This is a genomic window from Cohnella thermotolerans DSM 17683 (assembly GCF_000429825.1).
GTDB lineage: Bacteria > Bacillota > Bacilli > Paenibacillales > Paenibacillaceae > Cohnella > Cohnella thermotolerans.
Window position 1 is genome coordinate 21,817 of the sequence record NZ_AUCP01000045.1, and the last position, 25,872, is coordinate 47,688.

The window sequence follows — 25,872 nt, forward strand, 5'->3', positions numbered from 1 at the left end:
TTATGCAGAAGCCGGCCGATTCAATCCGCAATCCCGGTCAGCTTGAAGCCGAATTCGTACGTACGGTTCGCGAAAAGCTTGTATTCCGGGTGCACGGGAGCTCCCCAGCTGTCGTCTCCGCCGACGCCCATCTGTTTGAAATGGACCCGAACGACCGTCTTGTCGGATTCCGGCAGCAGATGATGGTGGTCGTACTGTTCCAGCTCGCTTGGCGTATAAGGGAGCGCGCTCCATTCGACATGCGGCAGGCCGTCGATTCGGAAGCCGCGGCCGGACGCGTCCTTGACGGTTGCGAACCGGACCTCCGTCTTGTTCCCGCTCTCTTGCGGACGAAGGTAAGGAACGACCTGCTCCTTAACCCTTCCCTCGTGCAAGCCCAGCTTCGCCCCGACGCTGCGGTCCCAATAATTTTCGTGAGGACCTTTGCCGTACCAAGCAAGCCGGTCGAAAGACGCATCCATGACGAAAAGGAGACCGATCTCGGGGATTTCCGGCAAGTTCGTTCCGGGAACGAGGCGCTCGCGGATTTCGATTTCGCCGTTGCCGCGAACGGCATACGCAATCGTGCACAGAGAGACCGGTTCCGTCGGCAGCTCGAACTCGGCGGTCACGACGACTTCATTCGCACCGCGCGTCCAGGATAGACCGGCGAGCTTCCTCCCCGGCCCCGCCTCCCGCCATACCGCGCATCGATCGGGATGCTTGTTGCCGCGATCGTTGTCGGTATACGCTCGCCAGAAGTTCGGAGCGGGCGCCTGCTTCAGCAGTTCGGCCTCGCCCAAGCGGTAGGAAGCCAGTTCCCCGCTCGTCAGATCGAACCGGACGTTGAACGCCGTTCCGCTCACGACCAGTGCACGGCCGTCTTCCTCCGTCACCTTCAGCGTCTCCGGCGAATCAGCCGGCGCAGATACAGCTAGCCGGATCGGAAGGACGAATTGGGCGAAGGCGATCTCATGGCCCGCCTCGGCCCACGCCGTCCGCTCCCTCAAACGGGCGCTGAGCGTCAGCACGTACTCTTCGCCGGCGCGAGCTTCCTTCGGATACGCCGCATGCAAATCCGCTTCGGCACGCTCTCCCGGCCCCGCCTCCACCCGGAAGCGGCCTTCGCTTACGGGGGTGCCGTTCGCCGCCAGCTCCCACGCGAAGTCGAACTCGTTCAGATCGGTGAAAAGGAACTTGTTCCGAACGGAGAAGCGGCCTTCCTTCAAATTTACAGCCGCGAAATCGATGTTTTGATAGCACGCCTTCACCTCGAGCAGCTTCGGAGATACCGTCCGATCGGCGAAAATGATCCCGTTGCCGCAGAAATTCCCGTCATGCGGCGATTCGCCGAAATCTCCGCCGTATGGTGGACGACGCGCGAAGGATCCTTCTCCTTCAGAAAATCGTGCATATGCAAAAAGTTGTCCCCGCCCCACGCTTCGTTGCCGAGCGACCAGATGACGACGCAAGGATGGTTTTTATCCCGCTGCAGCATCGAGTTGCACCGATCGAGCACGTTCGCCGTCCACTCCGGCTTGCTCGCCGGGACCGTGTGGCCTTCATCGTCCGGATCTTGTCCGTACCGCCAGCTGCCGTGCGTCTCCAGGTTCGTTTCGTCGATGACGTAAAGCCCGTATTCGTCGCACAGATCGTACCATTTCGGATGATTCGGGTAGTGGGACGTGCGCACGGCGTTGATGTTGTGCCGTTTCATCAGCTTGATGTCGGTCACCATATCCTCGTAACGGAGAGCCCGCCCCGTATCGCACGAAAATTCATGGCGGTTGACCCCTTTGAAAACAATCCGCCGGCCGTTGATCCGCATAAGCCCGTCCTTGATCTCGAAGCGGCGGAACCCGATCCGGCAGCTGGCAAAATGCAAGCTCCGCCCCTCGGCATCCTTCAGCTCCAGAACCAGCGTATACAAATGCGGATGCTCCGCGCTCCAAAGCAGCGGCCGGCTTACGTGGGCGGAACCGTCCAGTTGGCACATTCCGTCCGCTCCCGGCTTGCCTCCGAGAACCAAAGGCCGGTCCAGAACGGGGCGGCCGTCCAGGTACAGCTGGGCTTCCACCGTCACTCCGCCCGCGGCTTGCCCGTAGTAGTCCTCGACACTCGCCTCCACGCGGAGGCGGCCGTCGCGGTAATCGTCATCCGGCTCCGCATGCGCGAAAAAGTCCGTCAATCGAACGCCCGGAGCCGAGTACAAATAAACGTCGCGGAAAATGCCGCTCATCCGCCAGAAATCCTGATCCTCCAACCAGCTCGCGTCGCACCAGCGGTACACTTCGACCGCCAGCTTGTTTTCCCCCTCGACCAAGTACGGCGTCAGATCGAATTCGGCCGGCGTAAACGTATCCTCGCTGTAGCCGATCAGCTCTCCGTTCAGCCAGACGTAGAAAGCGGACTCCACGCCCTGGAAGCTGATAAAGACCGGCCGCCCCGACCACCGCTCCGGCACGGTAAACGTCCGGACATACGATCCGACGGGGTTGTATTTAGTAGGCGCGAAAGGAGGCGTCAGCTCCTCTTGATGAATCCAGGGATAGTTCACATTCGTATATTGCGGATAATCGTAGCCCTGCAGCTGCCAGTGAGCGGGCACTTCGATTTCGTCCCAGTCCGAATGGTCGTAGGCCAGTTCGTAGAAGCGGCGGAATCTCTTCTCCGGGTTCTCGGCCCAGGCAAACTTCCATTTCCCGTTCAGGGACATGTAATGGGAGGAGGCTTCGAAATCCCGCTTCAACGCCTCTTCGAGGCTGTCGTACGCGATCATCGTCGCATGGGCGGGCAAGCGGTTCAATTGGAAAATGTCCGGATTGTTGTTCCATTCCGGATACCCGTTGGCGGGCGGCTCGTAGATAAATTTGGATTTGGACACGGTCGCACTCCTCGTCTTGAAATTCTTAACCGGGTGTAACGCATGCGCCGGATTTTAAGAAAATGAACGCCGGTTTCTGATCGGACGGGATAATGGGAACGGCCGAATCGTATAGCGGCGGCCGGATTCCGTGAGGAAGCGGAGCTTGCCGTCGGACGTTCGCTCCGTTTCCGCAGCTCGGCCGCCCTCGAAGACGGATAGCCCTTCCTCCGCCGCCAGCAAGAAACAGTCCCCGCCGTGCAGCGACAGCACTTGCGCTTCGGCCAGGCGGCCGTCCCGCCAAGTCAGGTCGACCTCGAAGCCGCCGCGGGCGCGCAGCCCCCGGATCGAACCGTTCGGCCAGGCGGACGGCAGCGCAGGCAACAGCTCGAGACAGCCCTCATGCGACTGCAGCAGCATCTCGGCGATGCCGGCCGTCGCCGCGAAGTTGCCGTCGATCTGGAACGGCGGATGAGCGTCGAACAAGTTCGGATATACGCCGCCCCCTTCATACCGTTCGTCGTTTGCCCGAACGAGGGTCAGCAGCTTCGAGATCAAGACGCGGGCGCGATCCCCATTGCGGAAGCGGGCCCACAGGCCGATTTTCCAGCCTAGACTCCAGCCGGTTCCCGCATCGCCGCGCCGCTCGAGCGATCGCTTCGCGGCTTCGAACAATTCGGGCGTCCCCCGCTCGGTGAGCTGCCGTCCCGGATAGACGCCGAACAGATGCGAGACGTGGCGGTGATGCACGTCCTCGTCGTCAAAGTCGCGGGACCACTCCTGCAACTGGCCGTGCTTGCCGATCTGCAGCGGATGAAGCCGGGCCCGCGCCGATCGGAGCTCGGAAGCGAACGCCTCTTCGAAGCCGAGCTCTTCCGAGGCCTGGATGCAGTTGGTGAACAGATCCCAGATCAGCTCCAAATCCATCGTCGAAGCGACGCTGACCGAGCCAAGCTCGCCGCTTCCCGGAATTCGGAATTTATGCTCCGGCGATGTGGAGGGCGAGGTCACCAAATGTCCGTCGCGGTCTTCGATCAACCAATCCAGGCAGAAAAGAGCCGCTTCCTTCATGACCGGATAAGCCTTGTTTCTCAGCCATTCGGCGTCCCGGCCGAACGCGTACCGCTCCCAGAGGTGCTGGCACAGCCAGACGCCGCCCATCGGCCAGAACGCCCATACCGGATCGCCGTGCCCGAACGCGCCGACCGGAGCGGTCTGGCACCAGATGTCCGCGTTGTGATGGGCGGTCCAGCCTCTCGCGCCGTAATTAGTCGCCGCCGTTTCCGCTCCGTTCCGGGCCAGGTTGCCGATGAACGAGAGCAGCGGCTCGTGGCATTCGGCCAAATTGCACGTCTCGGCCGGCCAGTAATTCATTTCGGCGTTGATATTGAGCGTCCAGTTGCTGCTCCAAGGCGGGCGGGTCTCGGCGTTCCAGATGCCCTGCAGATTGGCCGGCTGCGTTCCCGGGCGCGAGCTGGCAATCATGAGGTAGCGGCCGTATTGGAAAAGCAGCTCGACCAGCCCCGGGTCGTTCGCGCCGTACTCGGCGATCCGCCGGTCGGTGGGCAGATCGTCCGGAGCTGCCGAGCCTCCCAAGTCGATCGACACCCGGTCGAAAAGACGGCGGTAGTCGGCGACGTGATCGGCGCGGAGCTGCTCGTACGTTTTGGCGAGAGCGGCTTGAAGCCGCTGCAAGGCCAGGGCGTCCGCGTCGGCGCCATCGCGGCCCGGCGAGCGGTCGAAGCCGTTAAAGCTGGTGGCGGCGCTGAAAATGAGCGTCGCCGTCGTGGCGCCGGACACGTACAGGCCGCCCGCGTCCACTTCCACCGCGCCGTCCGGGCAGACGGCCGCCAGCCGCCCGGCGAACCGCATGCCGTCGCCCGCTCCATAATCGAAAGGCCGATCCGACCCGTAATAGTTCGGATCGACATGCTCGGGCGCCGTCCCGCGAATGACGAGATGGCCGTCCGCAGCCGACGTGCGCGAGCGAAGCGGGCTGTCCAGCTTCGCCGCAAAGCTCAGCGCCCCCGGCCGGTCGGCCGTCAGGCGCAGCACGATGACCTGATCCGGATACGAAGCGAACGTCTCCCGGATGTACCGGGTGTTGCCGATCCCGTATTCCACCCGCGAGACGGCTTCGCGAAGATCGAGCTCGCGCCGGTAATCCCGGCCGGCGTGATCGCCGTGCTCGAACGTCAACGTCAAATGACCGAACGGCAAGTAGGATTGGCCGTACGGACCGAGCATTTCCTTGCAGAGGGCGCCGGCTTCGGCGTACCGCTCTTCCGAGAGCAGGCGGCGCACTTCCGGCAGCACCTCGCGGGCGCGCGGATTGTTGCCGTCCTTGGGGCGGCCCGACCAAAGCGTATCCTCGTTCAATTGAAGCCGCTCCGTCTCGATGCCGCCGAAAATCATGGCGCCGAGCCGGCCGTTGCCGATCGGCAGCGCCTCGGTCCATTCCCGCGCGGCTTTGAAATAGTGGAGCTTCAGCAACGTTTATCCCTCCCGCTCGACGATTTTGACGCCTTTGGCGGGAAGCGTAACGGCGCCGGATACCTCCAGGCCCGAGAGCAGCTCGACGCCCCGCCGCTCGCCGATATCGACGACCGCTTCCTCGGCGTTGTGGTTCAGAAGGAACAGGAACGATTTCCCGTTCTTGACGCGTTCCGCGACTTCGACGCCGGCCGGCGCTTGCGCCAACGGCCGAATGCCTTTGCCCTCGATCAGATTCGCCATAAAGTCGCTCATAAAGCGGGCGTCCGGGCTCGTCGCCACGTACCAGGCCTCGCCTTTGCCGTAACGGTTGACCGTCAGCGCCGGCATGCCTTTATAGAAATCCGAGCCGTATTCCGCCAGCACCTCCGCGCCTTCCGAGTGAATCAGGTCGCACAGCAGGCCGCATTCGTACGTGCCGTTCAAGGCGCCTTTCGTTTCCTTCATGACGACCTGGTTGCGCGCGTCCGGGAACAGGGCGTCGATCTCTTCCGCCCAGATGCCGAGCACCTTGCGCAGCTCGCCCGGGTATCCGCCCAACGTGACGATGTCGTTCTCGTTCACGATGCCGCTGAAAAAGGTCGTCACGAACGTGCCCCCCGCTTCGACGAACGACTCTACCTTTTGCGCATAGCCCGGCTTCACCATATAGAGCACCGGAGCAATGACGATGTCATACCTGCTCAGGTCGGTCTCGACGCCGATCATGTCGATCTGAACGCCGAGCTTGAAGAGCGCGTCGTAATACTTGTGAACCTCGTCCACGTATTTAAGCGCGACGGTCGGACCGCTCGACAGCTCGGTCGCCCAGCGGTTTTCCCAGTCGTAGACGATCGCAACCTTCGCCGCCGAACGCGAATCGAGCAAGCGGTCACCGAGCTGCCCAAGCTCGCGGCCGAGCTCCGCCACCTCGCGGAACACCCGCGTATGCTCGTGGCCGACGTGCTCGATGACGGCCCCGTGGTATTTCTCGCACGCTCCGACCGAGCGGCGCAGTTGGAAAAACATGACCGTGTCCGCTCCGCGCGCCACCGCCTGGTAGCTCCACAGCCGCATGACGCCGGGGCGCTTCAGCGAGTTGTACGGCTGCCAGTTCTGCTGGCTCGGCGTCTGCTCCATCAGCATGAACGGCTGGCCGTCTTTAAGGCCGCGCATCAGGTCGTGCGTCATGGCCGTAAAGCTGAACGGAGTGTCCAGCGAAGGGTAGTTGTCCCAGGAGACGACGTCGAGATGCTTCGCCCATTTGAAATAATCCAGTTCCGGGTAAAAGCCCATCAGGTTGGTCGTGACCGGAACGTTCGGCGTATGCTTTTTCAACTCGTCGTATTCGATCTTGTAGCATTCGAGCAGACTGTCCGACATAAACCGGCGATAATCGAGGGAGATGCCCTGGAAGTTCGTGCGGTTGCCGTCCCACTCCTCGCTGAGCGCGTTGGGCGGCACGATCTCGTCCCAATCGTAGAACGTGTGCCCCCAGAAACGGGTGTTCCACGCCTTGTTCAGCTTATCGAGGGTGCCGTAGCGTTTCCGCAGCCATTCCCGGAAAGCCGCTGCGCAATTGTCGCAATAGCAGTACCCTCCGTATTCGTTGGAGACGTGCCAGATCAGCAGCGCGGGATGGTCCTTGTAGCGTTCCGCCAGCTTGCCCGCGATCAAGCGGGAAAAATGCCGGAAAACCGGGCTGTTCGGGCAAGAGTTGTGCCGGCCACCGAACTTCCGTTTGCGGCCCTGGTAATCGACGCGCAGCACTTCCGGGTACTTCTTCGCCATCCAGGCGGGATGCGCGCCCGTGCTCGTTGCGAGACAGACGCCGATCCCGTTCCGGTGGAGCCTGTCGATCGTCTCGTCCAGCCATTCGAAACGGTATTCGTCTTCGCTCGGCTGGCTCAGCGCCCAGGAAAACACGTTGATCGTCGCCACGTCGATGCCCGCCAGCTTGAACATGCGGTCGTCCTCGGCCCATGTATCCGCTTCCCATTGTTCCGGGTTATAGTCGCCGCCGTACCAAATCTTCGGCAATTTCTCGTTGATCAAGATGGACACCTCTTTTATCGATATAAGGATATCCTTATTTTAAGACAACGGCGAATCCTGTAAAATATAATCATCTCTTAAGCGGATATAAGAATCTGACAAAGGAAGCGGGAACGTTTATGAGAAGGTTTGTGCTGCCGATGACCATGGGCCGGACGCTGCCCTTGTTTATCGAGACGGTCGGAACGACGGTCGAGTCGAACAAAATGGTGCGGCAGGAGGGCTACCCTTATTACCATTGGCTGCAAACGACGGCCGGCGTCGGCCTTTTTACGGTGAACGGACAGACGTTCGACTTGCCGGTCGGCTCGGGCGTGCTCGTGCATCCCGGCGTTCCTCACGCCTACGAATCCGCCGGCGGAAGATGGGACACGGCCTACTTGACGTTCGGAGGGCCGGCCGTTCCGGACATTCTGGTGGCGCTGGGCATGGTCGAGCCGAACCCCATTCGCTGGGAGCCCGGCGACGCCTCGCCGCTGAACCGGATCATCGAGGATATGATGGACCGGATGGAAGAGACAGACGATCTGTTCGGGCTGAACGCGTCGGCGGACGCTTACCGGTTTCTTATTACGCTCCGCCAATACGGGCAATTCGACAACCGTTCCGCGATCATCCGCAGCTCCGAGAAGCTGCGCCCGCTGCTGGACTGGATGGAGGAGCATTATGCGGACGCGGAAGTCGGGCTTGCGGAGATGCAACGGGTTCTGGGCATGCCGGCCAGCACGATGAACGTGCTGTTCCGGCACACGTTCGGCGTCTCGCCGTACGCCTATCTGATTAATCTGAGACTGCGCAAAGCGAAGGAGCTGCTGATCGGCATGCCCGAAGCGACCGTCAAGCAAATTGCCGAGCGGGTCGGCTTCCGCGACGCCAGCCATTTCGTGGCGACGTTCCGCCGGAAGACGGGATTTCCGCCCGAACAGTTCAGGAAGCTGTACGAGTGAAGCGGCTTCGCTCCTTAAAAAATCAAGCTTAGTCTTGCCAGGGTCTATTTTGACGCTTATCCCTTCGCCTCAGCCGGTACACTACCGAGGCTCCTACCGAGCCAATCAGACGAAACGAAACAGAATGTTCGACTGAGCAACGGGGATAAGCCCATAAATGCAGAAAAAAGTCTGAGGGACGCTACTCACGAAAAAAAACCGCCCGAACTCGCTCTTGCGATAACGGACGGCAATCCATTTTCGGTTATCGGGTCGTTTCCCGGGCACCGGCTTGCAGACGCCGGACTTCGTCCAGCTTCGGCAACCCTTCCCAATCGCCGCGGTACTGGGTCGCAAGCGCGCCCAACAGATTCGCCCGCTCCAACGCTTGGCGGAGGCGGGGCTCGTCGTCTTCGCCGGCGCTCGTCAGCCAAGCCGACAAGAAGCCGGCCGCGAACGCGTCGCCCGCGCCGACAGTATCGATGACGCGCTTCACGACATGCGGCTTGACGCGAACGGCGGCCTGCGGCGTGAAGCCGATGGAGCCTTCCTCGCCGAGCTTCAGCACAACCACGCCGGTGCCCATCGTCAGAAAATGCGCGCCGTAAGCCTCTTCCGTCATCGGCCCAGCCAGAAACTCCGCTTCCTCAAGGCCGGGCATGAAAATGTCGCAAAGCGGAATCAGAGAAAGAAGCGTCTTGCGGGCCTTCTCTTCGCTCCACAGCTTGCGCCGCAGGTTCGGGTCGAACGAGACGGTCAATCCCATCGCGCGCGCTTCGACCATCGCTTTACGCACCGTCTCCGCAGTCGCCGGCCCGAGTGCGGGCGTGATGCCCGTGACGTGAAGATGACTGGCGTTATCGAACCAGCGCAGGTTCACGTGTCCGGGCGTCCATTGGCTGACCGCCGAGCCTTTGCGGTAGTAATACACGTTCGGGTCGCCGTAGCCTTTGAACTCCTTGAAATAGACGGCGGTCGGATAGCCCGCATCCCGCTCCACCAGCGACACGTCGACGCCCTCCCCGGCAAGCGTCGCCAGCACGAAATCTCCGAACGGATCGGCGCCGAGCCGGCTGATCCACCGCACGCTCAAACCGAGCCGCGACAGCCCGATGGCGACGTTCGATTCCGCGCCCGCGAGCGATCGCGTGAACAGCGGCGCGTATGCGAGCGGACCTTCGCTCATCGGCTGGAATAGCACCATGCTCTCCCCGATCGTCACGACATCGGCCGGACGGATGTCGCTCATGGCGCTTTCGCCCCTTTAACTTCGGCGACGAACGCTTGCGCCAGCTTGGTCAGCTCCTCGAACTTCCCTTCCTTGACCAGCTGCTTGTCCACCAGATTGCCGCCCAGGCCGACGGCGATCGCGCCCGCGTCGAGCACGGTGCGGATGTTGGTTAGGTTCACCCCGCCGGTGCCGATCATCGGAATGTGATTCAGCGGAGCGCGCACTTCCTTCAAATAGTTCACGCCGAGCGCGCCCATCGGGAACACTTTCACCGCCGAAGCTCCAGCCTTGTAGGCCCTTACAATCTCGGTCGGCGTCATCGTTCCCGGCCAGACATCGAGGCCTTGCTCCACACCGTAATAGACGACTTCCTCGTCCAGGTTGGGCGAGATGATATATTCGGCACCCGCGGCGACCGCTTCCTTCGCCTGGCCGATATCGAGCACCGTCCCCGCTCCGATGCGCATCCGTCCTTCGTACTGCTCCCGGAACCGGGAGATCATGCCGAGCGCGCCGTCCGTATTCAGCGTCACTTCCAGGAAGACGATGCCGCCGTCCGCGAGCGCCTTCGCCGTCGCGTCACCGGATTCGGCGGAGATGCCGCGGATAATCGCGACGATTCTCTCTTGGGACAAGGATTGCAATAAGTTCGTGGTCATAAGGTTCGTTCCCCTTTCGGCCAAGCCGCCTCTCGCTACAACTCGACCATCGCTTTTATCACTTTCGATTCGGGCTTCAGCCATCCTTCGAATTGTCCGATCGTCTCCGCGAACGAAGCGCGATGGGCAATGTAGCCGCTTACGTCGATCGCTCCGGACGCAACCGCTTGCATCACCTTGTCGAAGTCTTCTCGGGTGGCGTTGCGGCTGCCCATCGGCGTCATCTCCCGCTTATGGAACTCCGGGTCGCTGAACGCGATGTCCGCCTTGACTAGCCCGACGAATACCAGTTTACCACCATGCGCCACATATTGAAAAGAATGCATCATCGATCCCGCGCTGCCCGTGGCGTCGAAGACGACCGTGGAAAGTCGCCGCCGGTCGCCTCCGCAGCGGATACGTGAAGTAAGGCTGATTGCCTTTGAACGCGTGCAGGTCCGTGCCGCAAATGCCGACCCGTTGGATCGCCACGGCCGCTTCCCCCGCCCTCCGCTCGGGCTCCGGCAGATCGTCCGTCCACTCGAAGCGGCCGACTTCCTTGCAGACGATCCCTTTCATTCCCGCTCGCCTCCGATGCTTCCGTTATATTCGGGCCGGCCGCTGATCCAGGTCTCGTTATGAACGGGCTCCAACTCGCGCAGCACTTCCGCCAGCAGCCGTTCGTCGACCGGCTCGTCCGTCCAGGCCGCGCAAATTCGGCGTCATGCAGAAAAAGGATGTCCACATAGTCGGTGTGCAGCCGCTCCAAACTTTCGTCCACACTGCGCGCAATCCTCGTCGCCCTGAAGCGAAGAAGCTCCGAAGCCAAGCGCGGACACTTCCAGACCGGTGCGGCCAAGTTTGCGGTATTTCATGCTACAAGATCACCCCGTCCTTGAAAATGGCGATCTCGCGAAACCCGTTGCGCTCGCTCTTCGTCCGCTCTTCTCCCGAAGCGATGCGGACGATTTGCTCCCACAGGTCGTCCGTCAGCTCGCCCATGCTCCGATCCTCCAGCAGCCGGCCCGCGTTAAAGTCGATCCAGTTTGTTTTGCGCTCCGCAAGTTCCGTGTTGGTGGAGATCTTCACGGTCGGAACGGGCCCCCCGAACGGCGTTCCCCTGCCTGTCGTGAACAGGACGAGCTGCGCTCCGCCCGCCGCAAGCGCCGTGACCGAGACGAGATCGTTGCCCGGCGCCTCCAGCAGATTCAGCCCCGCTTTCCGCACCCGTTCGCCGTACGGCACGACATCGGTGACGGTCGAGCGGCCCCCCTTCTGCGTGCACCCGAGCGACTTCTCCTCCAGCGTGCTGATGCCGCCGTCCTTGTTGCCCGGCGACGGATTCTCGTAAATTTCCTGCCCATGCCGGATAAAATATTGCTTGAAATCGTTGATCAGACCGACGATTTGCCAGAACACCTTCTCGTCCGCCGCGCGGTTCATCAGAATCGTCTCGGCCCCGAACATCTCCGGCACCTCGGTCAGAATCGCCGTTCCCCCGGCCGCAGTCAGCCGGTCCGCCACGGCGCCGACGAGCGGGTTCGCCGTAATGCCGGACAGCCCGTCCGAGCCGCCGCATTTCAGCCCGAGCTTCAGCCGGGACACCGGAACGGGCTCCCGCTTGAACCGAGCCGCGTAATCGGCCAGCTCCCCGACGAGCGCCAGCCCCGTCTCCAGCTCGTCTTCCTCGTCCTGCGACTTCATGAACTTGACGCGCTCCGGGTCGTAGCCGCCGATCGCTTCCTTGAAGCTGTCGATGCGGTTGTTCTCGCAGCCGAGTCCGACGACGAGCACGCCCGCCGCGTTCGGATGGTGCACGAGCGAGGCGAGCAGTTTCTGCGTATGCTTCAGATCGTCGCCGAGCTGCGAGCAGCCGAACGGATGGGCGAAATGGTAGACGCCGTCGACCCGGTTGCCGTACAGCGCTTCCGCCCGCCTAGCGATCATCTCGCATGTTTTGTTGATGCAGCCGACCGTGTTGATAATCCAGATTTCGTTGCGGATGCCGACTTCCCCGTTCGGCCGCACGTAGCCTTGGAACGTCCTCCCCTTGGCGGATTCGTCCTGCGGAGCTTGCGGCATCGGCTCGTAGCGATAATCGAGAATGCCCTTCAGGCCGCTTCCGATATTGTGCGTGTGCACCCAGCGGCCCGGCTCCAAATCCGTCTTCGCCCGGCCGATCGAATAGCCGAACTTGCGCACATGCTCCCCGGCGCCGACCGGCCGGGTGAGCAGCTTGTGGCTTTTGGGCACGTCGTCCAAAAGCAGAAGCGCCGAGCCGTCCTCCATTGTCAGCGTATCCCCCGCGTTCAAAGGCTTCAAGGCGATGACGACGGGATCGTCCTTGTGCAGCCGCACCCAGCTATTCATCGTTTGCCTCCTCCATTTCCGTCAGGTAAAACGCGATTCGGCCCCCAAGCCCCTCGACCGCCGACAGGTCGGCGCCCCAAATTTCCGTCAATCCGAGCAGCTTCCGGACCGTCGGCTCCGTTCCCAGCCGCTGCGCCCACACCGATGCGATCGTCTCCAGCAGCGAGGCGTCGTCGCGAACCGCGTATTCGTTGCCGGCCAGCGTTCGCCCGATATGACCGTCTTCCCGCTTCTCCACCTTGTAGTAGCGGAGCAGCCCCGCCAGCGACCGGACGATCCGCTCCGGCAGCGGCTCTCCGCGTTCCGCGTAATGAAGAAGAGAAGGCAGCAGCCGCGTCTTGAACTTGCTCAGGCTGTTCATCGCGATGTCGGACAGGCGGTGCCGGATAAAAGGATTGAGGAACCGCTCGTACACGGTCGCCGCGTACGCCGTCAGTTCGTCTTCGGGCAGCGGCAGCGCCGGGACGATCTCCCGCTCCACCGCCTCCCTCACGAACGGCCCGAACGCCGGATGCTCCATCGTCTCGCGGACGAATTCGAAGCCGTGCAGAAGCGCCAGCGGCGTCATCAGCGTGTGCGCCCCGTTCAGAATGCGGACTTTGCGCAGTTGGTAGGGGCGCAAATCGTCCACCCACCGCACGTTAAGTCCCGCCCGCGCCAGCGGAAGCTCCTTGTCGAGCTTCGGGTCGCCTTCGATCGCCCAGAAGTGGTAAGGCTCAGCCGCGTTAAGCATCGCGTCCTCATAACCCCACTCGGCGAACCAGGCGCCCGCCTGTTCGGACGGATAGCCCGTGACGATTCGGTCGACGAGCGAGTTGAGGAAACGGTTGTGATCGGCCACCCAGCGCCGGAACGCCTCCGGCAGTCCCCAATCGTCGCAATAGCGAAGGACGCAGCGCTTCAGCTCGTCGCCGTTGCGCTCCAACAGCTCGCAGGGGAGGAAGACGACCCCGCGGTCGGGAGCGCCGGAAAACGCCAGATATCGTCGGTACAGCAGCCAGGCGATTTTTCCGGGGAACGACTCGATCGGCTCGTTGTCGCGAAGCGGTTCGGGGCGGTACGCAAGCCCCGCCTCGGTCGTGTTCGAGACGACGAACCGCAACGACGGGCTTTCCGCGATGGCGATCAGCCGCTGCCAATCGGCATAAGGATCGAACACGGCCGAGAAAACGGTGACGATCTCCCGCCGCTCCACCCGCTCCCCGTTTTCCAGCCCCCGGATCACCAGCGTATAGAGCCCTTCCTGCGCGGCCAACGCTTCGATTTTCGCGCGTCCCGAAGGTCTCGGCTGCGTCACCGCGACGCTGCCTTCAAACAGTCCCAGCTCGCGGCACCGGTGGATCATCCAATCGAAAAAGCCTCTCAAAAAATGGCCTTCCCCGATCTGCAGCACGGAGACGGGACTGTTCAGCGCGGCTTCGTGGCTCCGGCGTTCGGCTTCAGTCAAATGACTTCGGTTCAGTCGGTTCATAATCGGTAGAACTCCTTCGCATTTCGTCCGTACAGCTTCCGCTTCTCTTCCTCGCCCCAGCCTTCGGGCAGCGACCGCTCCAGCACGCCGATCACCTCGTCGTAGCTCGCCGCGAGCAGGCACACCGGCCAATCGCTGCCGAACAGGACGCGGTCCGGTCCGAATTGTTCGAGCGCGTGGCGGACGTAAGGAACGAGGTCTTCCGGCTTCCGCTCCTCGGGGTTCGCTTCCGTCACCACACCCGAAATTTTGCAGTATACGTTGGGAAAAGACGCCAGCTTCGCCAATTGGGAACGCCATGGCTCCATCGCCCCCTCCGCGATCCGGGGCTTGCCGATATGGTCGACGACGCCGCGTAAATCGGGAACGAGCCCCAGCAGCCCGATAAGCGGCTCCAGTTGATGCGATCGGACGAGCAGGTCGACCGGCACGCCCATATCGGCGTATATCCGCATCGCATCGACGAAAGCGGGCTCCAGAACGGCGTTCGCATCGGGCATCTCCTGGATGGCAAGGCGGAAGCCGACGAATTTGGGATAGGAGCGGAACCTTTCGTAATGCTCCAGATGGGACGGATCGGCGGGATCGAGCCAGCCGACGACTCCTTTGACGCTGTCGTCCCGTTCGGTCAGCGACAGAATGAATTCCGTCTCCGCCAGCGTCGGCGCGGCTTGTACGACGATGGAGCCGTCCAACGCGTGCTTGCTTAAGTGAGGCCGCAAATGTTCCGGCAGAAAATCGCGGTACAGCGTCGGAATTTCCGGCGTGATCCAGCCGTAGTCGCCCCGTTCGATCCGCCAAAAGTGCTGATGGGCATCGATTCTCATTCCGCTCTCCCCTTTTCTATCGTGAAAACGCTCTACCTTTACTCTAACAGCTCTTTTTAATCATAAAATAGCCTCATCTTGCAGATTTGTACTCTTTTTTGATATTCTCGAAAGGAAGCACGACGCGGAAGGAGACTTCGCATGAAGCCGCTTCGCAAGCAGTTTAACGCCGACCCTGCGTTTCCGTTCTCGATCACCTACCACGACCGAAAAAACTATAAAACCGAGCTCCCCGACCATCTGCACGACTGGTACGAGCTTGTCTATGTTCATAGCGGGAAAGGCGTCTTTTTCATCGACCAGACGATCTACGACATGCGGGCAGGTGATTTGTTCGTCATTCCCGGCAATACGATCCACCGCTCCTTCCCCGACCGGGATCAGCCCGTTACGTCGACGGCGGTCTTTTTCAGCCCGGTCCTCGTCCAGCCTTCCTCGCTCGGGGAATCGTTCTCTTATTTGCGCTGCTTCGAGACGGGACGCTCTCGTAAAAGCTTCAAGCTGGACTGCCCGGATCGGCTGAAAGCATCCATCGAGGAGCTTCTGGCGCAAATCGATGCCGAATGGAAGGCGACGAAGCCCGGGTACCGGCACGCGGTCATGCTGATCGTTCAGCAGCTGCTCCTGCAAATTAACCGGGAGACCGCCGCGCACAGCCGAAGCGGGGAATCGTCCGATGTCGGACCCGGCTGGATGAAGAGCCTGCTGCTGTATATCGACGAGCACTATTGCGAGCCGATCGGACTTACGGATCTGGCCGTTCAGGCTTCCGTCAGCCCCGCCCATCTCAGCCGGCTCTTCAAGCAACTGACCGGCATGAACGTCACCGGCTACATCGCCGCCAAGCGAATGACCAAAGCCAAGGAGCTGCTCCTGCAGACGGACGACAATGTCGGCACGATCGCTTCCGCTTGCGGCTTCGAGAGCATGACGCATTTCCACCGCTCGTTCAAGCGTATCGTCGGCACGACGCCCGCCGCCTACCGGCGCGGAGCGGCGGGCTAAACGAGAAGCCGCCGGACGGGATTCGGCTCCCGCCCGGCGGCTTCTCTTTTTCTGCTGTCCGACTCCGCGGCTGGCCCGTTCGACGGTTAGCACGCCACTCCAACGGCTTGCTTGTTCGTGCCGGCGGTTCTGCCCGTTCGGACGAGCGGCTTAACCGTTCGATGCGCTGGCTTGCGCGTTCGACGACGATGCCTGGCCGCTCGCCTGACCGTCTTGCTGCTGGCCTTGCCGGGCGCCGCGTCCGCCTCCGAAACCGCCGGCGCGAATCGTCTCGGCTTCCTGGGTTCCTTCCTTAAGCCATATCGTCAGCACATCGTCGGCCTTCAAGTCCGACAGCGCAATCTCCTTTGTCGTGCGCTGACCGTTCTCGAAGCTGGTCGTCTCGATCTTGGTCGCGTCGGTTACGGTAATGTCAACCGTCTGGTCGGTGAACATGTTGCCCATGCCCTGCGGGCGGTTGCCGCTGTTGCCGCCTTGCCTGTCCGCATCCGGCGCGTTCGATGCTGGCGCGCCGCTCGGCGATTGGCCGCCTTGGCCATCTTGACCGCCTTGGCCGCCGGATCCTCCCTGACCGCCCCTCATTTGGCTCGGATCGAACGAAGACTTGTAGACGGTTATCGTTTGGCCGCTAATGCTCTTGATTTTCCCGAGCAAATCCGCCGTATTCCCGTCCTCGTCAACCATCCCCATGCCTCCGCGCATGCCGCCTTGGCCGCTCTGGCCGGCTTGTCCGCTCCGGGCCGCGCCCTGGGATTGATTGTTCTGCGCCGCTGCGTTGTCATCCGATTTCGCTCCGCATCCGGACAGCAAGGCGACCGCCAGCGCCCCGGTTAGCGCAAACTTCCATTTCTTGTTCATCTTTCCTCATCCTCCAGTCATCCCGACTATTGGAAAGCTATCATTTCCAAATGAACGGAGGATGAACGCAAGCTGAGAACAAGATAAAAAACGGCTCAGGCCCTGCAACGCTCCCTAAACATTGCACACCCTCGCATGGACTTGTTCTCCAATGACTCCGCGCATATGTAGCTTTGAGGTTGTTCCCGCCTTCATTTTCACACGAATATCCTGTTCTCCGCTCTCTCCGCCATCGCTTCATCGACTCTTCAAAACGGTTTGGCAGATTGAAAGCAGCTGCGTTTACACCGCGCGAACTTGCGCATTGCCGGCAAACTGGCTGTTGTACAAGTCGGCGTAGAAGCCGCTTTTCGCCAAGAGCTCCTCGTGCGTGCCTTGCTCGATCACGGTGCCTTTGTTCATGACGAGGATCAAGTCCGCTTCGCGGATCGTCGACAGACGGTGCGCGATGACGAAGCTCGTGCGGCCTTGCATCAGTTCCCTCATCGCCCGCTGGATGTGAATTTCCGTGCGGGTGTCGACGCTGCTCGTCGCCTCGTCGAGAATCAGAATGGCCGGGTCGGCCAAAATGGCACGAGCGATCGTGAGCAACTGCTTCTGGCCTTGCGAGATGTTGGACGCTTCCTCGTTCAGCACAGTGTCATAACCGTCCGGCAGCGTCCGGATGAAATGGTCCGCGTACGCCGCTTTGGCCGCTTCGACGACTTCCAGATCGGTCGCGCCTTCGCGACCGTACGCGATATTGTCGCGGATCGTGCCGTTGAACAGCCACGTATCCTGAAGCACCATCCCGAAGAGGCTCCGAAGCTCGCCGCGCTTCAGCTTGGTGATGTCGGTTCCGTCGATCGTTATGGCGCCGCCGTTCACTTCGTAGAAGCGCATGAGCAGGTTGACCAGCGTCGTCTTGCCTGCGCCGGTCGGACCGACGATCGCCACCGTCTGGCCGCTTTTGACGTCGATGTTCATGTTGTCGATCAGCGGCTCATCCTCTTTATAAGCGAACCGTACGTTGCGGAATTCGATATCGCCCTTCACCGAGTCCGACGAGATGCGTCCTTGCTCCTCCGGAACTTCTTCCGGTTCGTCCAGCAGCTCGAACACCCGCTCCGCGGAAGCGATCGTCGATTGGATAATGTTCGCGATGTTGGCCGTCTGCGTAATCGGCATCGTGAACTGTCTGGCATATTGAATAAACGCCTGGATGTCGCCGACGCTGATCGCTCTTCTCGTAACCAGCACCCCGCCCACGACGCTGATCGCAACGTAACCGATGTTGCCGATGAAGCTCATCATCGGCATGATAATGCCGGAGACGAACTGGGCGCGCCAGCCTGCATGGTACAACTTCTCGTTGATCTCGTCGAACTTCGCGATCGACGGACGTTCGCGGCCGAACGCCTTCACCACCGCGTGGCCCGTATACATTTCTTCCACGTGACCGTTCAGACGTCCGAGTTGCTCCTGCTGACCCTTGAAATACCGCTGGGACCGCGAAGCGACCGCGCGGATAACGAGAAAGCTGAGCGGCAGCGTGAGCACCAGAATCAAGGTCAGCAGCGGACTGATCGTCAGCATCATGACGATGACGCCGATCAGCGTCACTATAGAGGTGATGAGCTGCGTCAAGCTTTGCTGCAGCGTATTGCTGATGTTGTCGACGTCGTTGACGACCCGGCTTAAAATTTCGCCGTGCGTGCGCGAATCGAAAAACTTGAGCGGAAGGCGCGACAGCTTCTCGTTCACCTCGTTGCGCAAATGGTAAACGGTCCGCTGTGCGACGCCCGCCATCAGAAATTGCTGCAGGTAGCTGAAAGCGGAGCTGACGACGTACAGGCCTGCGAGCCAAAGGACGATTTGCCAGATGCCGTGAAAATCGATCGAAGCGCCCGGAACGCCTTTCCATTTCTCCATCATGCCTTCGAACAATTTGTCCGTGGCTTTTCCCATCATTTTCGGGCTCAGGATGGAAAAGACGGTGCTGAGGATGGCCGTCGCGAATACCGCAAGGAGCTTGAAACGGTGAGGCCGCAAATAGCCGAGCAGCCGGCGGAACGAGCCTTTGAAGTTTTTGGGCTTTTGTCCGGGCATGCCCATCATGCCCGGCCCCCCGAAGCCTGGGCCTCTTCCCATGCCGCCGCCGGGTCCGAAGCCCGGACCGCCCGGACCTCTTCCCGGGCCGCCTTGGGGTTTGCTCTGCTGCTCGCTCAAGCGATCTCCTCCTCCGACAGCTGGGACGATACGATTTCCCGGTATACCTCGCAGGTCGCCATTAATTCCTTGTGATTGCCGATTCCCGCAATGCGGCCTTCCTCCAGCACGACGATCCGGTCGGCATCCATGATCGTACTCACCCGTTGAGCGACGATGATGACGGCCGACTTCGTCGTCTCCTGCCGCAAAGCCGCGCGCAATCGGGCGTCCGTCTTGTAATCGAGAGCCGAGAAGCTGTCGTCGAATACGTAAATGTCCGGCCGCCGAACGAGAGCCCTCGCGATCGACAAGCGCTGCTTTTGCCCGCCGGATATGTTCGTCCCGCCCTGGGCGATGACGGAATTGAAGCCGTCCTGCATGCCGGTTATAAAATCGGTCGCCTGCGCGACCTCCGCGGCGTGACGGACTTCCTCGTCCGTCGCCTGCTCCTTGCCGAAGCGGATGTTGTCCGCGATCGTTCCCGTGAACAACACCGCTTTCTGCGGCACGAGCCCGATTTTCGCCCGAAGTTCCTCCTGCGAATACTCCCGCACATCTTTGCCGTCGATGCGGACGGCTCCCGAATCCACGTCGTAAAAACGCGGGATCAGATTGACGATCGTCGACTTGCCCGAGCCCGTGCCGCCGATAATGGCCGTCACTTCGCCCGGGCGGGCGTGGAACGTGATCCCGGATACGGCCGGCTGCTCCGCCCCCGGATAGCTGAACGTCACATTATCGAATTCCACGAAACCGCCTTCCGTGGCGACTTCCGCTTCGGCGCCTCCGGCAGGTTCCGCCGGATCGCGGATGACAGCCTCGAGATCGAGCACTTCGTTGATCCGGACGGCCGAAGCGGAGGCTCGCGGCACCATGACGAACATCATCGAGAGCATGAGCAGGGAGAACATGATTTGCATCGCGTATTGCAGGAAAGCCATCAGATCGCCGACTTCCATATGGTTCTCGCTGACGCGGATGCCGCCGAACCAGATGATCGCGATCGAGGAGAAGTTCATAATCAGCATCATGAGCGGCATGAGCAGCGCCATGATCTGATTGACCTTGACCGACGTCTCCGTCAAATCGAAGTTCGCGTCGACGAACCGCTTCTTCTCGTGCTCCAGCCGGTTGAAGGAGCGAATGACGCGAATGCCCGTCAGCCCTTCGCGAAGCACGAGGTTCAGTTTGTCCAGCTTCTTCTGAATGGCCCTGAACAGCGGAAGCCCCCGGCGGGAGATCAGCAAGATCGTCAGCGCCAGCACCGGAAGGGCGACGACGAGCACGAGCGTCAGCTTGGCGTCTTTGGACAGCGCCATGATCAGCCCGCCGATGCACATCATCGGGGCCATCACCATCAGGCGCATCATCATCATGAGCACCTGTTGCACCTGATGAATATCGTTCGTCGTTCGGGTAATCAGCGATGCGGTTCCGATCTTGTCGAATTCCTGAAGCGAATAATTTTCAACGTGGGAAAACACTTTGCCGCGCAAGATCCGGCCGAAGCCGGCGGAGATACGGGACGAAAAGTAGCTCGCGCAAATCGCGACAGCCGTCCCGCCGAGCGTGACCAGCAGCATGTAAGCGCCGATCCGCCAAATATAGGCATGGTCGCCCGTCACGACGCCTTTGTTGACGATGTCCGCCATCAGCGTCGGCAAATACAGCTCCCCCAACGATTGCAGCAGAACGAGGGCCATGACCAACGCGATGCCCCAACGATAGGGCTTTAAAAACCGGAAAAGCTTCAACATCGATCGACCATCTCCCATGTCTCTTCCTTTGACCGTTTCTTCACAGCGAAACTATAAGGCGGGATTGTGAACTGAGTATGAACCGCCGATTCGTTCGCCTCCCGTGCCCGTGAGGGCCCGTTGTCCTCGCAAGAACACCCCGCGCGGCGGCACCTTGCGAAGCGAGCCGGCGGCACCGCGTCACCGGCTTCAGCGAACGTTAAAAAACTCATTTCATGACGCCATGCAAAATAAGATCCGCCAACTGCTTCGTCGTCACGTTGGGAAAACCGGCATTCCAGCCTCCGGTACGGCCCAGCGACAACACGATGGCAAGCACAAGAGTCGCCATGTCGGCAACCGGCAAGCGCAATTGCCGTTCATCGGGCTGCAGCAACTTGCATACGGCCGCATGAATCGTCGCATAACGCTCATTCGATCGTTTGCGCATGTTTTCGAAATGTGTTCCGGAAGCTCGCGGCTTCGGCGGACAAGCCAAGCGAATCGCGTTCAGAATCGCCCCCGTTCGCTCCGATTGGGTTCTCAGCACTTCGATCAGCTTCGCCAAGCGTTCCTCCAAACCGGCTTCAGCGTCGATTGCCTCCAATTCAATCGTAATAGGCTCCGGTTGAAGTGCTTCCTCCAGACACGCAGCCAGCACTTCGTTCTTGTCGGCAAAAGCCCGGAAAATGGTCGGCTCGCTGATTCCGGCGGCGCGAGCAATCTGCAGGGTCGTTACGTTCGGTCCCGCTTCCTTCAGCAACTGCAAGGTAGTCCGGACAATCATGGCTCGCCGGTCTTGAAGATTCATGCCGCGAGCCCGTTTGCGCGGCGGCGGGGTTGGTTTGTTCGTATCCATGCGCCCATTATACATAGTGAGGACTCACTACGTCAATGATTCCTCGACGCAAAAAAACTGCCCGAAGGTTTGCACCTTGCGAACATTCTCGATGTTCTCCAGCGGCTGGCCTGTACGCTCGGCGAGAATCCGGTTGAGGCGGTCGCGCGTCTTGAGGATGTTCTGGGCGTGAATGGCGATGTCGGACGCTTGCCCTTTGAGCCCGCCGCACCACCTCTTCCGCGTCGGATGCGTCCATGAGCCGAAGCGCGTCCTGGCGGATCCGGTCGGAGACGTTCAGCAGTTGCCGGAGCGCCCCCTGATCCTTCATCCGCCGGGTCAGTTCGTCGGACCAGCCGAACGAATCGGGAATGACGTACGTTCGCGCCACCGCCCGGTAAAGCACCTCGATCAGGTTTTTCACCTGCCGGGTTCCGCAGCGGCGCACGAGCCCTACCTTCTCCTGGCTCTTGAGGTGATAGTTGATTTTCTGCGGCACCTCGCCCATCTGGCGGTCCACCTCGGATGCCGCCCATTTGTTCTCCGCTGCTTTGTAACGTAAAATAAAGACGTATACGCCGTCCCGGCGAGTCCAAATCGAAGGAGGTGCCGCCCCGAGGTGCTGTTCGTCGACAACGGCAACGCCCACGATCCCGCACTCAATCTGGCGCTGGAAGAATACATTCTTCGCAAGCTGCCGGCGGAGCACGATTATTTGCTTTTTTACATCAACGAGCCTTCGATCATCATCGGCAAAAACCAGAACACCGCCGAAGAGGTCAACACCGATTACGTGCGCGAGCACGGCATTCACGTCGTCCGGCGGCTGTCCGGAGGAGGAGCGGTCTACCATGATCTGGGCAATCTCAACTTCAGCTTCATCACCCGCGACGACGGACAATCGTTCCATAACTTCCGCAAATTCACGGCGCCGGTCGTCGAAGCGCTTCGCAAGCTCGGCGTCGATGCCGAGCTCTCCGGACGCAACGATATTCTGGTCGGAGAGCGCAAAATTTCGGGCAACGCCCAGTTCTCCACGGGCGGCCGCATGTTCAGCCACGGTACGCTGCTCTTCGATTCGCACATGGAGGACGTCGCCTCCGCGCTGAAGGCGAATCCGCTCAAATTCGAATCGAAGGCGACCAAGTCGGTGCGAAGCCGCGTCGCCAACATATCGGAATTTCTGCGCGAACCGATGACGATCGAGCAGTTCAAACGGTTTGTGCTGGATTCGATTTTCGGCGGCGGCGAGATTCAGGAATATAAGCTGTCGGAAGCCGATTGGGCAGCCGTACGCGAATTGGCCGACAGCCGCTACCGGAGCTGGGATTGGAATTACGGCCTGTCTCCCGCTTTTAACGTACAGCAGATCCGGCGGCTCGAAGGCGCGGGCACGTTCGACGTGCGTCTTAATGTGGAAAAAGGCGAAATTCGCGAAGCCGCCATCTACGGGGATTTCTTCGGTCGGGGAGAAGTGTCGGAGGTGACCGGCAAGCTGATCGGCGTCCGCTATGACCGGGAAGCGATCGAAGCTGCGCTCAAGGATGTGGATTTGACGTTTTACTTCGGGCCGGTCGACCGCGAGCAATGGCTGTCCCTTCTCGTGTGAATCCGAATTCATCATCGCTACATAAGGAGGAGATTTGAGATGATCGCATCCGTTCAAGAACGCGTCAAGCTGCGCAACGGCGTGGAGATGCCTTGGCTGGGTCTCGGCTTGTGGAAGGTAAAGGCCGAAGGAGAAGCCGAGCGCGCCATCCGGGCGGCAATTCAAACGGGATACCGGAGCATCGACACCGCCAAGGCGTACCGCAACGAAGAGGCGGTCGGACGGGCCATCCGCGACTGCGGGGTGAGCCGGGACGAGCTTTTTATCACGACGAAAATATGGAACGAGGATCAAGGCTACGAGCGGACGCTGACCGCCTTCGAGGAGAGCCGCAAGCGGCTCGGGCTCGACGTCGTCGATTTGCTGCTCATCCACTGGCCCGGCAAGGACAAGTTCGTCGATACGTGGCGCGCGTTCGAGAAGCTCTACGCGGAAGGGCTCGTTCGGGCGATCGGCGTCAGCAATTTCCAAATTCATCATCTGCGGAAGCTCGCCGAATCGAGCGAGATCGTGCCGATGGTCAATCAGGTCGAATTCCATCCGCTGCTCACCCAGAAGGAGCTGCTCGCCTACTGCAAGGAGAACGGCATCCAGTTGGAGGCGTGGAGTCCGCTTATGCAGGGCAACCTCGATCATGCCGTGCTGCAGGAAATTGCCGGCAAGTACGGCAAAACGCCGGCCCAAGTCGTGCTGCGTTGGGACTTGCAGCACGGGGTCGTGACGATTCCGAAGTCCGTCACCCCGTCGCGGATCGCGGAGAACGCCGACATTTTCGATTTCACCTTGACCGACGAAGATGTCGCCCGGATCGATGCGTTGAACGAAAACCGCCGGTTCGGCCCGAACCCGGACGCGCTGCTGTTCTAAGGCGGCGCGCCGGACCGGGAACCGGATAAAACCTAAACGCGCCTGCGACGCGTTCAAGCCCTTTCGTTTCCTGCGGGAAGCGGAAGGGCTTTTTTGTTCTTGGCTTGCGGCCGTATTTCGTTCGATCCCGCGATTCAAGCTGCGCTGCAACCCGACGTTAGCAGGGTACATCAGTCCTGCCGGTCGCCTCGTTTGCGGAAATTCTGCATCGCTTTCCGGTACTCCGAGTCGGACATGATCCGGTCTTCCTTGCGCGCAGGGGGCGGGACGTCGGTTCGCTCGGAACCTGTTCGCAGTTGGCGAAGCGCCTGACGGTACGTCCGGTCGCGCGACTCGGACCGCGCGGCCGCGGCTGCCGATCCCGCGGCGGGCTTCGGCTCCTCCCCGACCGGATCGCCCGCCTCTTCCGCCGGCCCGGCTTCCGCAGCCCTCTCTTCCTCCGGCGCGTTCCCGGCCGGCTCCATCTCCGAAGCCTTCTCCTCCCCGCCTCCGTCCTCCGTGCGCCTGGAAGCCCGAACATTAACGACGATCAAAATGACGATCACGAGCATGGCGAAAATGCCATAGCCGATAATCAGCATTTTACCCCTCCCGCCGGCCGATAAATTTCCCCGCAAGCAGGGCGACTCGCCGGCCAAGCGCCCTTCCCAGAGCCAAATCATCCTCCGTCGGCATGTTGGGGGGGTCGTCGGGGGAATCTTCCAGACGGCATGTAATTCCGACGCCGTAATACGAGCCGTACAGCACGTTCTCCGGCACGTTCGCAGGCAAGCCGACGATGATCATGCCCTGATGAAGCATCGGCGTTATCAGATTGAGAAGCGTCGCCTCGATGCCGCCGTGCTCGGTCGCAGTCGTACAAAAGACGGCCCCGATCTTGTCCACCAGCTTCCCGTGCGCCCACAGATAGCCGAGCTTGTCGATCCACGTTTTAAGGCCGGCGCTGATGCTGCCGAAGTGGCCGGGGCAGCCCCAGATGATCGCATCCATTTTATCGAGGTCGTGAACGTCCGCCCGCTCCACATGGTGCAAGATGACCCTCGCTCCGGTCACGCTGCGCGCTCCCTGGGCGATCGAATGGGCGAGCGATTCCGTATGCCCGTCCTCGCTGTCGTAAACGATGTAGATGTTCATGCGCACCCTCCCAGCGTAGCGGATTTTATTACTTTAACTCCGTTTGCCGAACCTATTCGCCGGATTCGGGAAATCCCTCGTTCTGATAAATGCGGCCGATCGGAGGAAAGATAGCGAAACGAAACACTAAAGTGGCTTGGCCAGGAAAGGAATCGGACGTCATGAAGGGTGCGCGCCTTGTGTTGATCAATATTATCGTCATCCTCATCATCGTGGCGGGTGGCGGTGCGGCGATTTACTACTATAATCAGTCGATCAATTACATCACGACGGACAACGCGAAGGTGGACGGACTGGCGGTAACGATTGCCGCGCCTGCGGCCGGCGTGTTGACGGACTGGAGAGGAGAGGTCGGACAGAAATATACGGCCGGCCAAACCGTCGGTTCGGTCAAAACCGACACACGAACGGTCAGCGTTACCGTACCGGCGACGGGGACGATCGTCCAGCAGAACGCCGTCGTCCGGTCGTTCGTGGGCGCCGGAACGCCGTTGGCCAGAGCCTTTGATCTGGACAATTTATGGATCTCCGCCAATATCAAAGAGACGAGAATCAACGAAGTCAAGGAAAACCAGTCGGTGGACATCTACGTCGACGCCTTCCCCGACACGTCGCTCACAGGCAGAGTGTCGCAAATCGGCCTGGCGACGGCAGGGACGTTCTCCCTGCTGCCGGCCTCGAACACGACGGGCAACTATACGAAGGTGACGCAAGTCATTCCCGTGACGATCGAGGTGGACGGCTATCGCGGTCTCGGACTCGTTCCGGGCATGAGCGCCAAAGTGCGGATTCATAAATAGAGG

The 25,872-nt window shown here is 60.8% G+C and carries 20 protein-coding genes and 3 pseudogenes; 5 read left to right on the forward strand and 18 right to left on the reverse strand.

The features are described from left to right. Positions 1-20 precede the first annotated feature (20 nt). The 3 genes and pseudogenes from G485_RS31440 to G485_RS0109190 all read right to left on the reverse strand — a co-directional run bounded on the left by G485_RS31440 (position 21) and on the right by G485_RS0109190 (position 7,369). Positions 21-2,863, reverse strand: a pseudogene (locus G485_RS31440) (glycoside hydrolase family 2 TIM barrel-domain containing protein). 54 nt (positions 2,864-2,917) lie between these two features. Beyond that, entirely contained in the window at positions 2,918-5,332 is a 2,415-nt protein-coding gene (locus G485_RS25735; protein WP_051318136.1) for a glycoside hydrolase family 95 protein, read from the reverse strand. Positions 5,333-5,338: 6 nt separating this feature from the next. Then, positions 5,339-7,369: a beta-galactosidase gene (locus tag G485_RS0109190; RefSeq protein WP_027092324.1), complete on the reverse strand. Its 2,031-nt coding sequence runs from the start codon at positions 7,367-7,369 to the stop codon at positions 5,339-5,341. A gap of 119 nt (positions 7,370-7,488) precedes the next feature. On the opposite strand from G485_RS0109190, the gene G485_RS0109195 reads away from it, so the two are divergent. After that, on the forward strand, positions 7,489-8,316 hold the full coding sequence (locus G485_RS0109195) for an AraC family transcriptional regulator (protein WP_035155433.1): 828 nt from the start codon (positions 7,489-7,491) through the stop codon (positions 8,314-8,316). A gap of 244 nt (positions 8,317-8,560) precedes the next feature. On the opposite strand, the gene G485_RS0109200 is transcribed toward G485_RS0109195, so the two are convergent. From G485_RS0109200 to G485_RS0109235, 8 genes and pseudogenes are all read right to left on the reverse strand, one after another. Next, positions 8,561-9,544, reverse strand: a complete 984-nt coding sequence (locus G485_RS0109200) for a sugar kinase (RefSeq protein WP_027092326.1) — start codon at positions 9,542-9,544, stop codon at positions 8,561-8,563. Further along, on the reverse strand, positions 9,541-10,185 hold the full coding sequence (locus tag G485_RS0109205; RefSeq protein WP_027092327.1) for a bifunctional 4-hydroxy-2-oxoglutarate aldolase/2-dehydro-3-deoxy-phosphogluconate aldolase: 645 nt from the start codon (positions 10,183-10,185) through the stop codon (positions 9,541-9,543). Before G485_RS0109205 ends, G485_RS0109200 begins: the two co-directional genes overlap by 4 nt. A gap of 35 nt (positions 10,186-10,220) precedes the next feature. Then, positions 10,221-10,514 (reverse strand): MDR/zinc-dependent alcohol dehydrogenase-like family protein, encoded by a 294-nt coding sequence (locus G485_RS31445; protein WP_156922218.1) that lies wholly within the window; start codon positions 10,512-10,514, stop codon positions 10,221-10,223. Beyond that, positions 10,477-10,743, reverse strand: coding sequence for an alcohol dehydrogenase catalytic domain-containing protein (locus G485_RS31450; protein ID WP_027092329.1), 267 nt, complete (start codon positions 10,741-10,743; stop codon positions 10,477-10,479). Before G485_RS31450 ends, G485_RS31445 begins: the two co-directional genes overlap by 38 nt. A gap of 133 nt (positions 10,744-10,876) precedes the next feature. Continuing rightward, positions 10,877-11,039: pseudogene (locus G485_RS31455) on the reverse strand (aldo/keto reductase); the annotation flags it as partial. 1 nt (position 11,040) lies between these two features. After that, positions 11,041-12,534: a UxaA family hydrolase gene (locus G485_RS0109225; RefSeq protein WP_027092330.1), complete on the reverse strand. Its 1,494-nt coding sequence runs from the start codon at positions 12,532-12,534 to the stop codon at positions 11,041-11,043. Beyond that, positions 12,527-14,005 carry a tagaturonate reductase gene (locus G485_RS25745; RefSeq protein WP_035155436.1) on the reverse strand — a complete coding sequence of 493 codons (1,479 nt, stop codon included), beginning with the start codon at positions 14,003-14,005 and terminating at the stop codon, positions 12,527-12,529. The genes G485_RS0109225 and G485_RS25745 overlap by 8 nt, the downstream gene beginning before the upstream one ends. After that, positions 14,002-14,832, reverse strand: coding sequence for an amidohydrolase family protein (locus tag G485_RS0109235; RefSeq protein WP_027092331.1), 831 nt, complete (start codon positions 14,830-14,832; stop codon positions 14,002-14,004). Before G485_RS0109235 ends, G485_RS25745 begins: the two co-directional genes overlap by 4 nt. A 141-nt stretch (positions 14,833-14,973) precedes the next feature. On the opposite strand from G485_RS0109235, the gene G485_RS0109240 reads away from it, so the two are divergent. Continuing rightward, a complete protein-coding gene (locus G485_RS0109240) occupies positions 14,974-15,837 on the forward strand; it encodes an AraC family transcriptional regulator (RefSeq protein WP_027092332.1) in 864 nt (287 codons plus the stop codon). A 150-nt stretch (positions 15,838-15,987) separates the two neighbouring features. Here the strand turns inward: G485_RS0109240 and G485_RS0109245 are convergent, their stop codons facing one another. The 5 genes and pseudogenes from G485_RS0109245 to G485_RS31460 form a co-directional block, all read right to left on the reverse strand. After that, positions 15,988-16,695 (reverse strand): hypothetical protein, encoded by a 708-nt coding sequence (locus tag G485_RS0109245; protein ID WP_027092333.1) that lies wholly within the window; start codon positions 16,693-16,695, stop codon positions 15,988-15,990. Positions 16,696-16,977: 282 nt separating this feature from the next. Continuing rightward, entirely contained in the window at positions 16,978-18,825 is a 1,848-nt protein-coding gene (locus G485_RS0109250) for an ABC transporter ATP-binding protein (RefSeq protein WP_084423221.1), read from the reverse strand. Positions 18,826-18,899: 74 nt separating this feature from the next. Next, a complete protein-coding gene (locus G485_RS0109255) occupies positions 18,900-20,642 on the reverse strand; it encodes an ABC transporter ATP-binding protein (protein WP_027092335.1) in 1,743 nt (580 codons plus the stop codon). 208 nt (positions 20,643-20,850) lie between these two features. Then, positions 20,851-21,432, reverse strand: coding sequence for a TetR/AcrR family transcriptional regulator (locus G485_RS25750; protein WP_035155452.1), 582 nt, complete (start codon positions 21,430-21,432; stop codon positions 20,851-20,853). 135 nt (positions 21,433-21,567) lie between these two features. Beyond that, a pseudogene (locus G485_RS31460) lies at positions 21,568-21,687 on the reverse strand (ATP-dependent Clp protease proteolytic subunit); the annotation flags it as partial. Positions 21,688-22,078: 391 nt separating this feature from the next. Between G485_RS31460 and G485_RS0109270 the strand changes: the two are divergent. Together G485_RS0109270 and G485_RS0109275 are read left to right on the forward strand one after the other, a co-directional pair. Next, positions 22,079-23,068 (forward strand): lipoate--protein ligase, encoded by a 990-nt coding sequence (locus G485_RS0109270; protein ID WP_027092336.1) that lies wholly within the window; start codon positions 22,079-22,081, stop codon positions 23,066-23,068. 39 nt (positions 23,069-23,107) lie between these two features. Next, positions 23,108-23,935, forward strand: a complete 828-nt coding sequence (locus tag G485_RS0109275) for an aldo/keto reductase (protein WP_027092337.1) — start codon at positions 23,108-23,110, stop codon at positions 23,933-23,935. A gap of 170 nt (positions 23,936-24,105) precedes the next feature. On the opposite strand, the gene G485_RS0109280 is transcribed toward G485_RS0109275, so the two are convergent. Next, positions 24,106-24,516: a hypothetical protein gene (locus G485_RS0109280; protein WP_027092338.1), complete on the reverse strand. Its 411-nt coding sequence runs from the start codon at positions 24,514-24,516 to the stop codon at positions 24,106-24,108. Between the two features lies 1 nt (position 24,517). Next, a complete protein-coding gene (locus tag G485_RS0109285; RefSeq protein ID WP_027092339.1) occupies positions 24,518-25,069 on the reverse strand; it encodes an NAD(P)H-dependent oxidoreductase in 552 nt (183 codons plus the stop codon). A gap of 161 nt (positions 25,070-25,230) precedes the next feature. On the opposite strand from G485_RS0109285, the gene G485_RS0109295 reads away from it, so the two are divergent. Next, complete coding sequence (locus G485_RS0109295) at positions 25,231-25,869, forward strand: HlyD family efflux transporter periplasmic adaptor subunit (RefSeq protein WP_027092340.1); 639 nt, start codon at positions 25,231-25,233, stop codon at positions 25,867-25,869. The last annotated feature ends 3 nt before the right edge of the window (positions 25,870-25,872 follow it).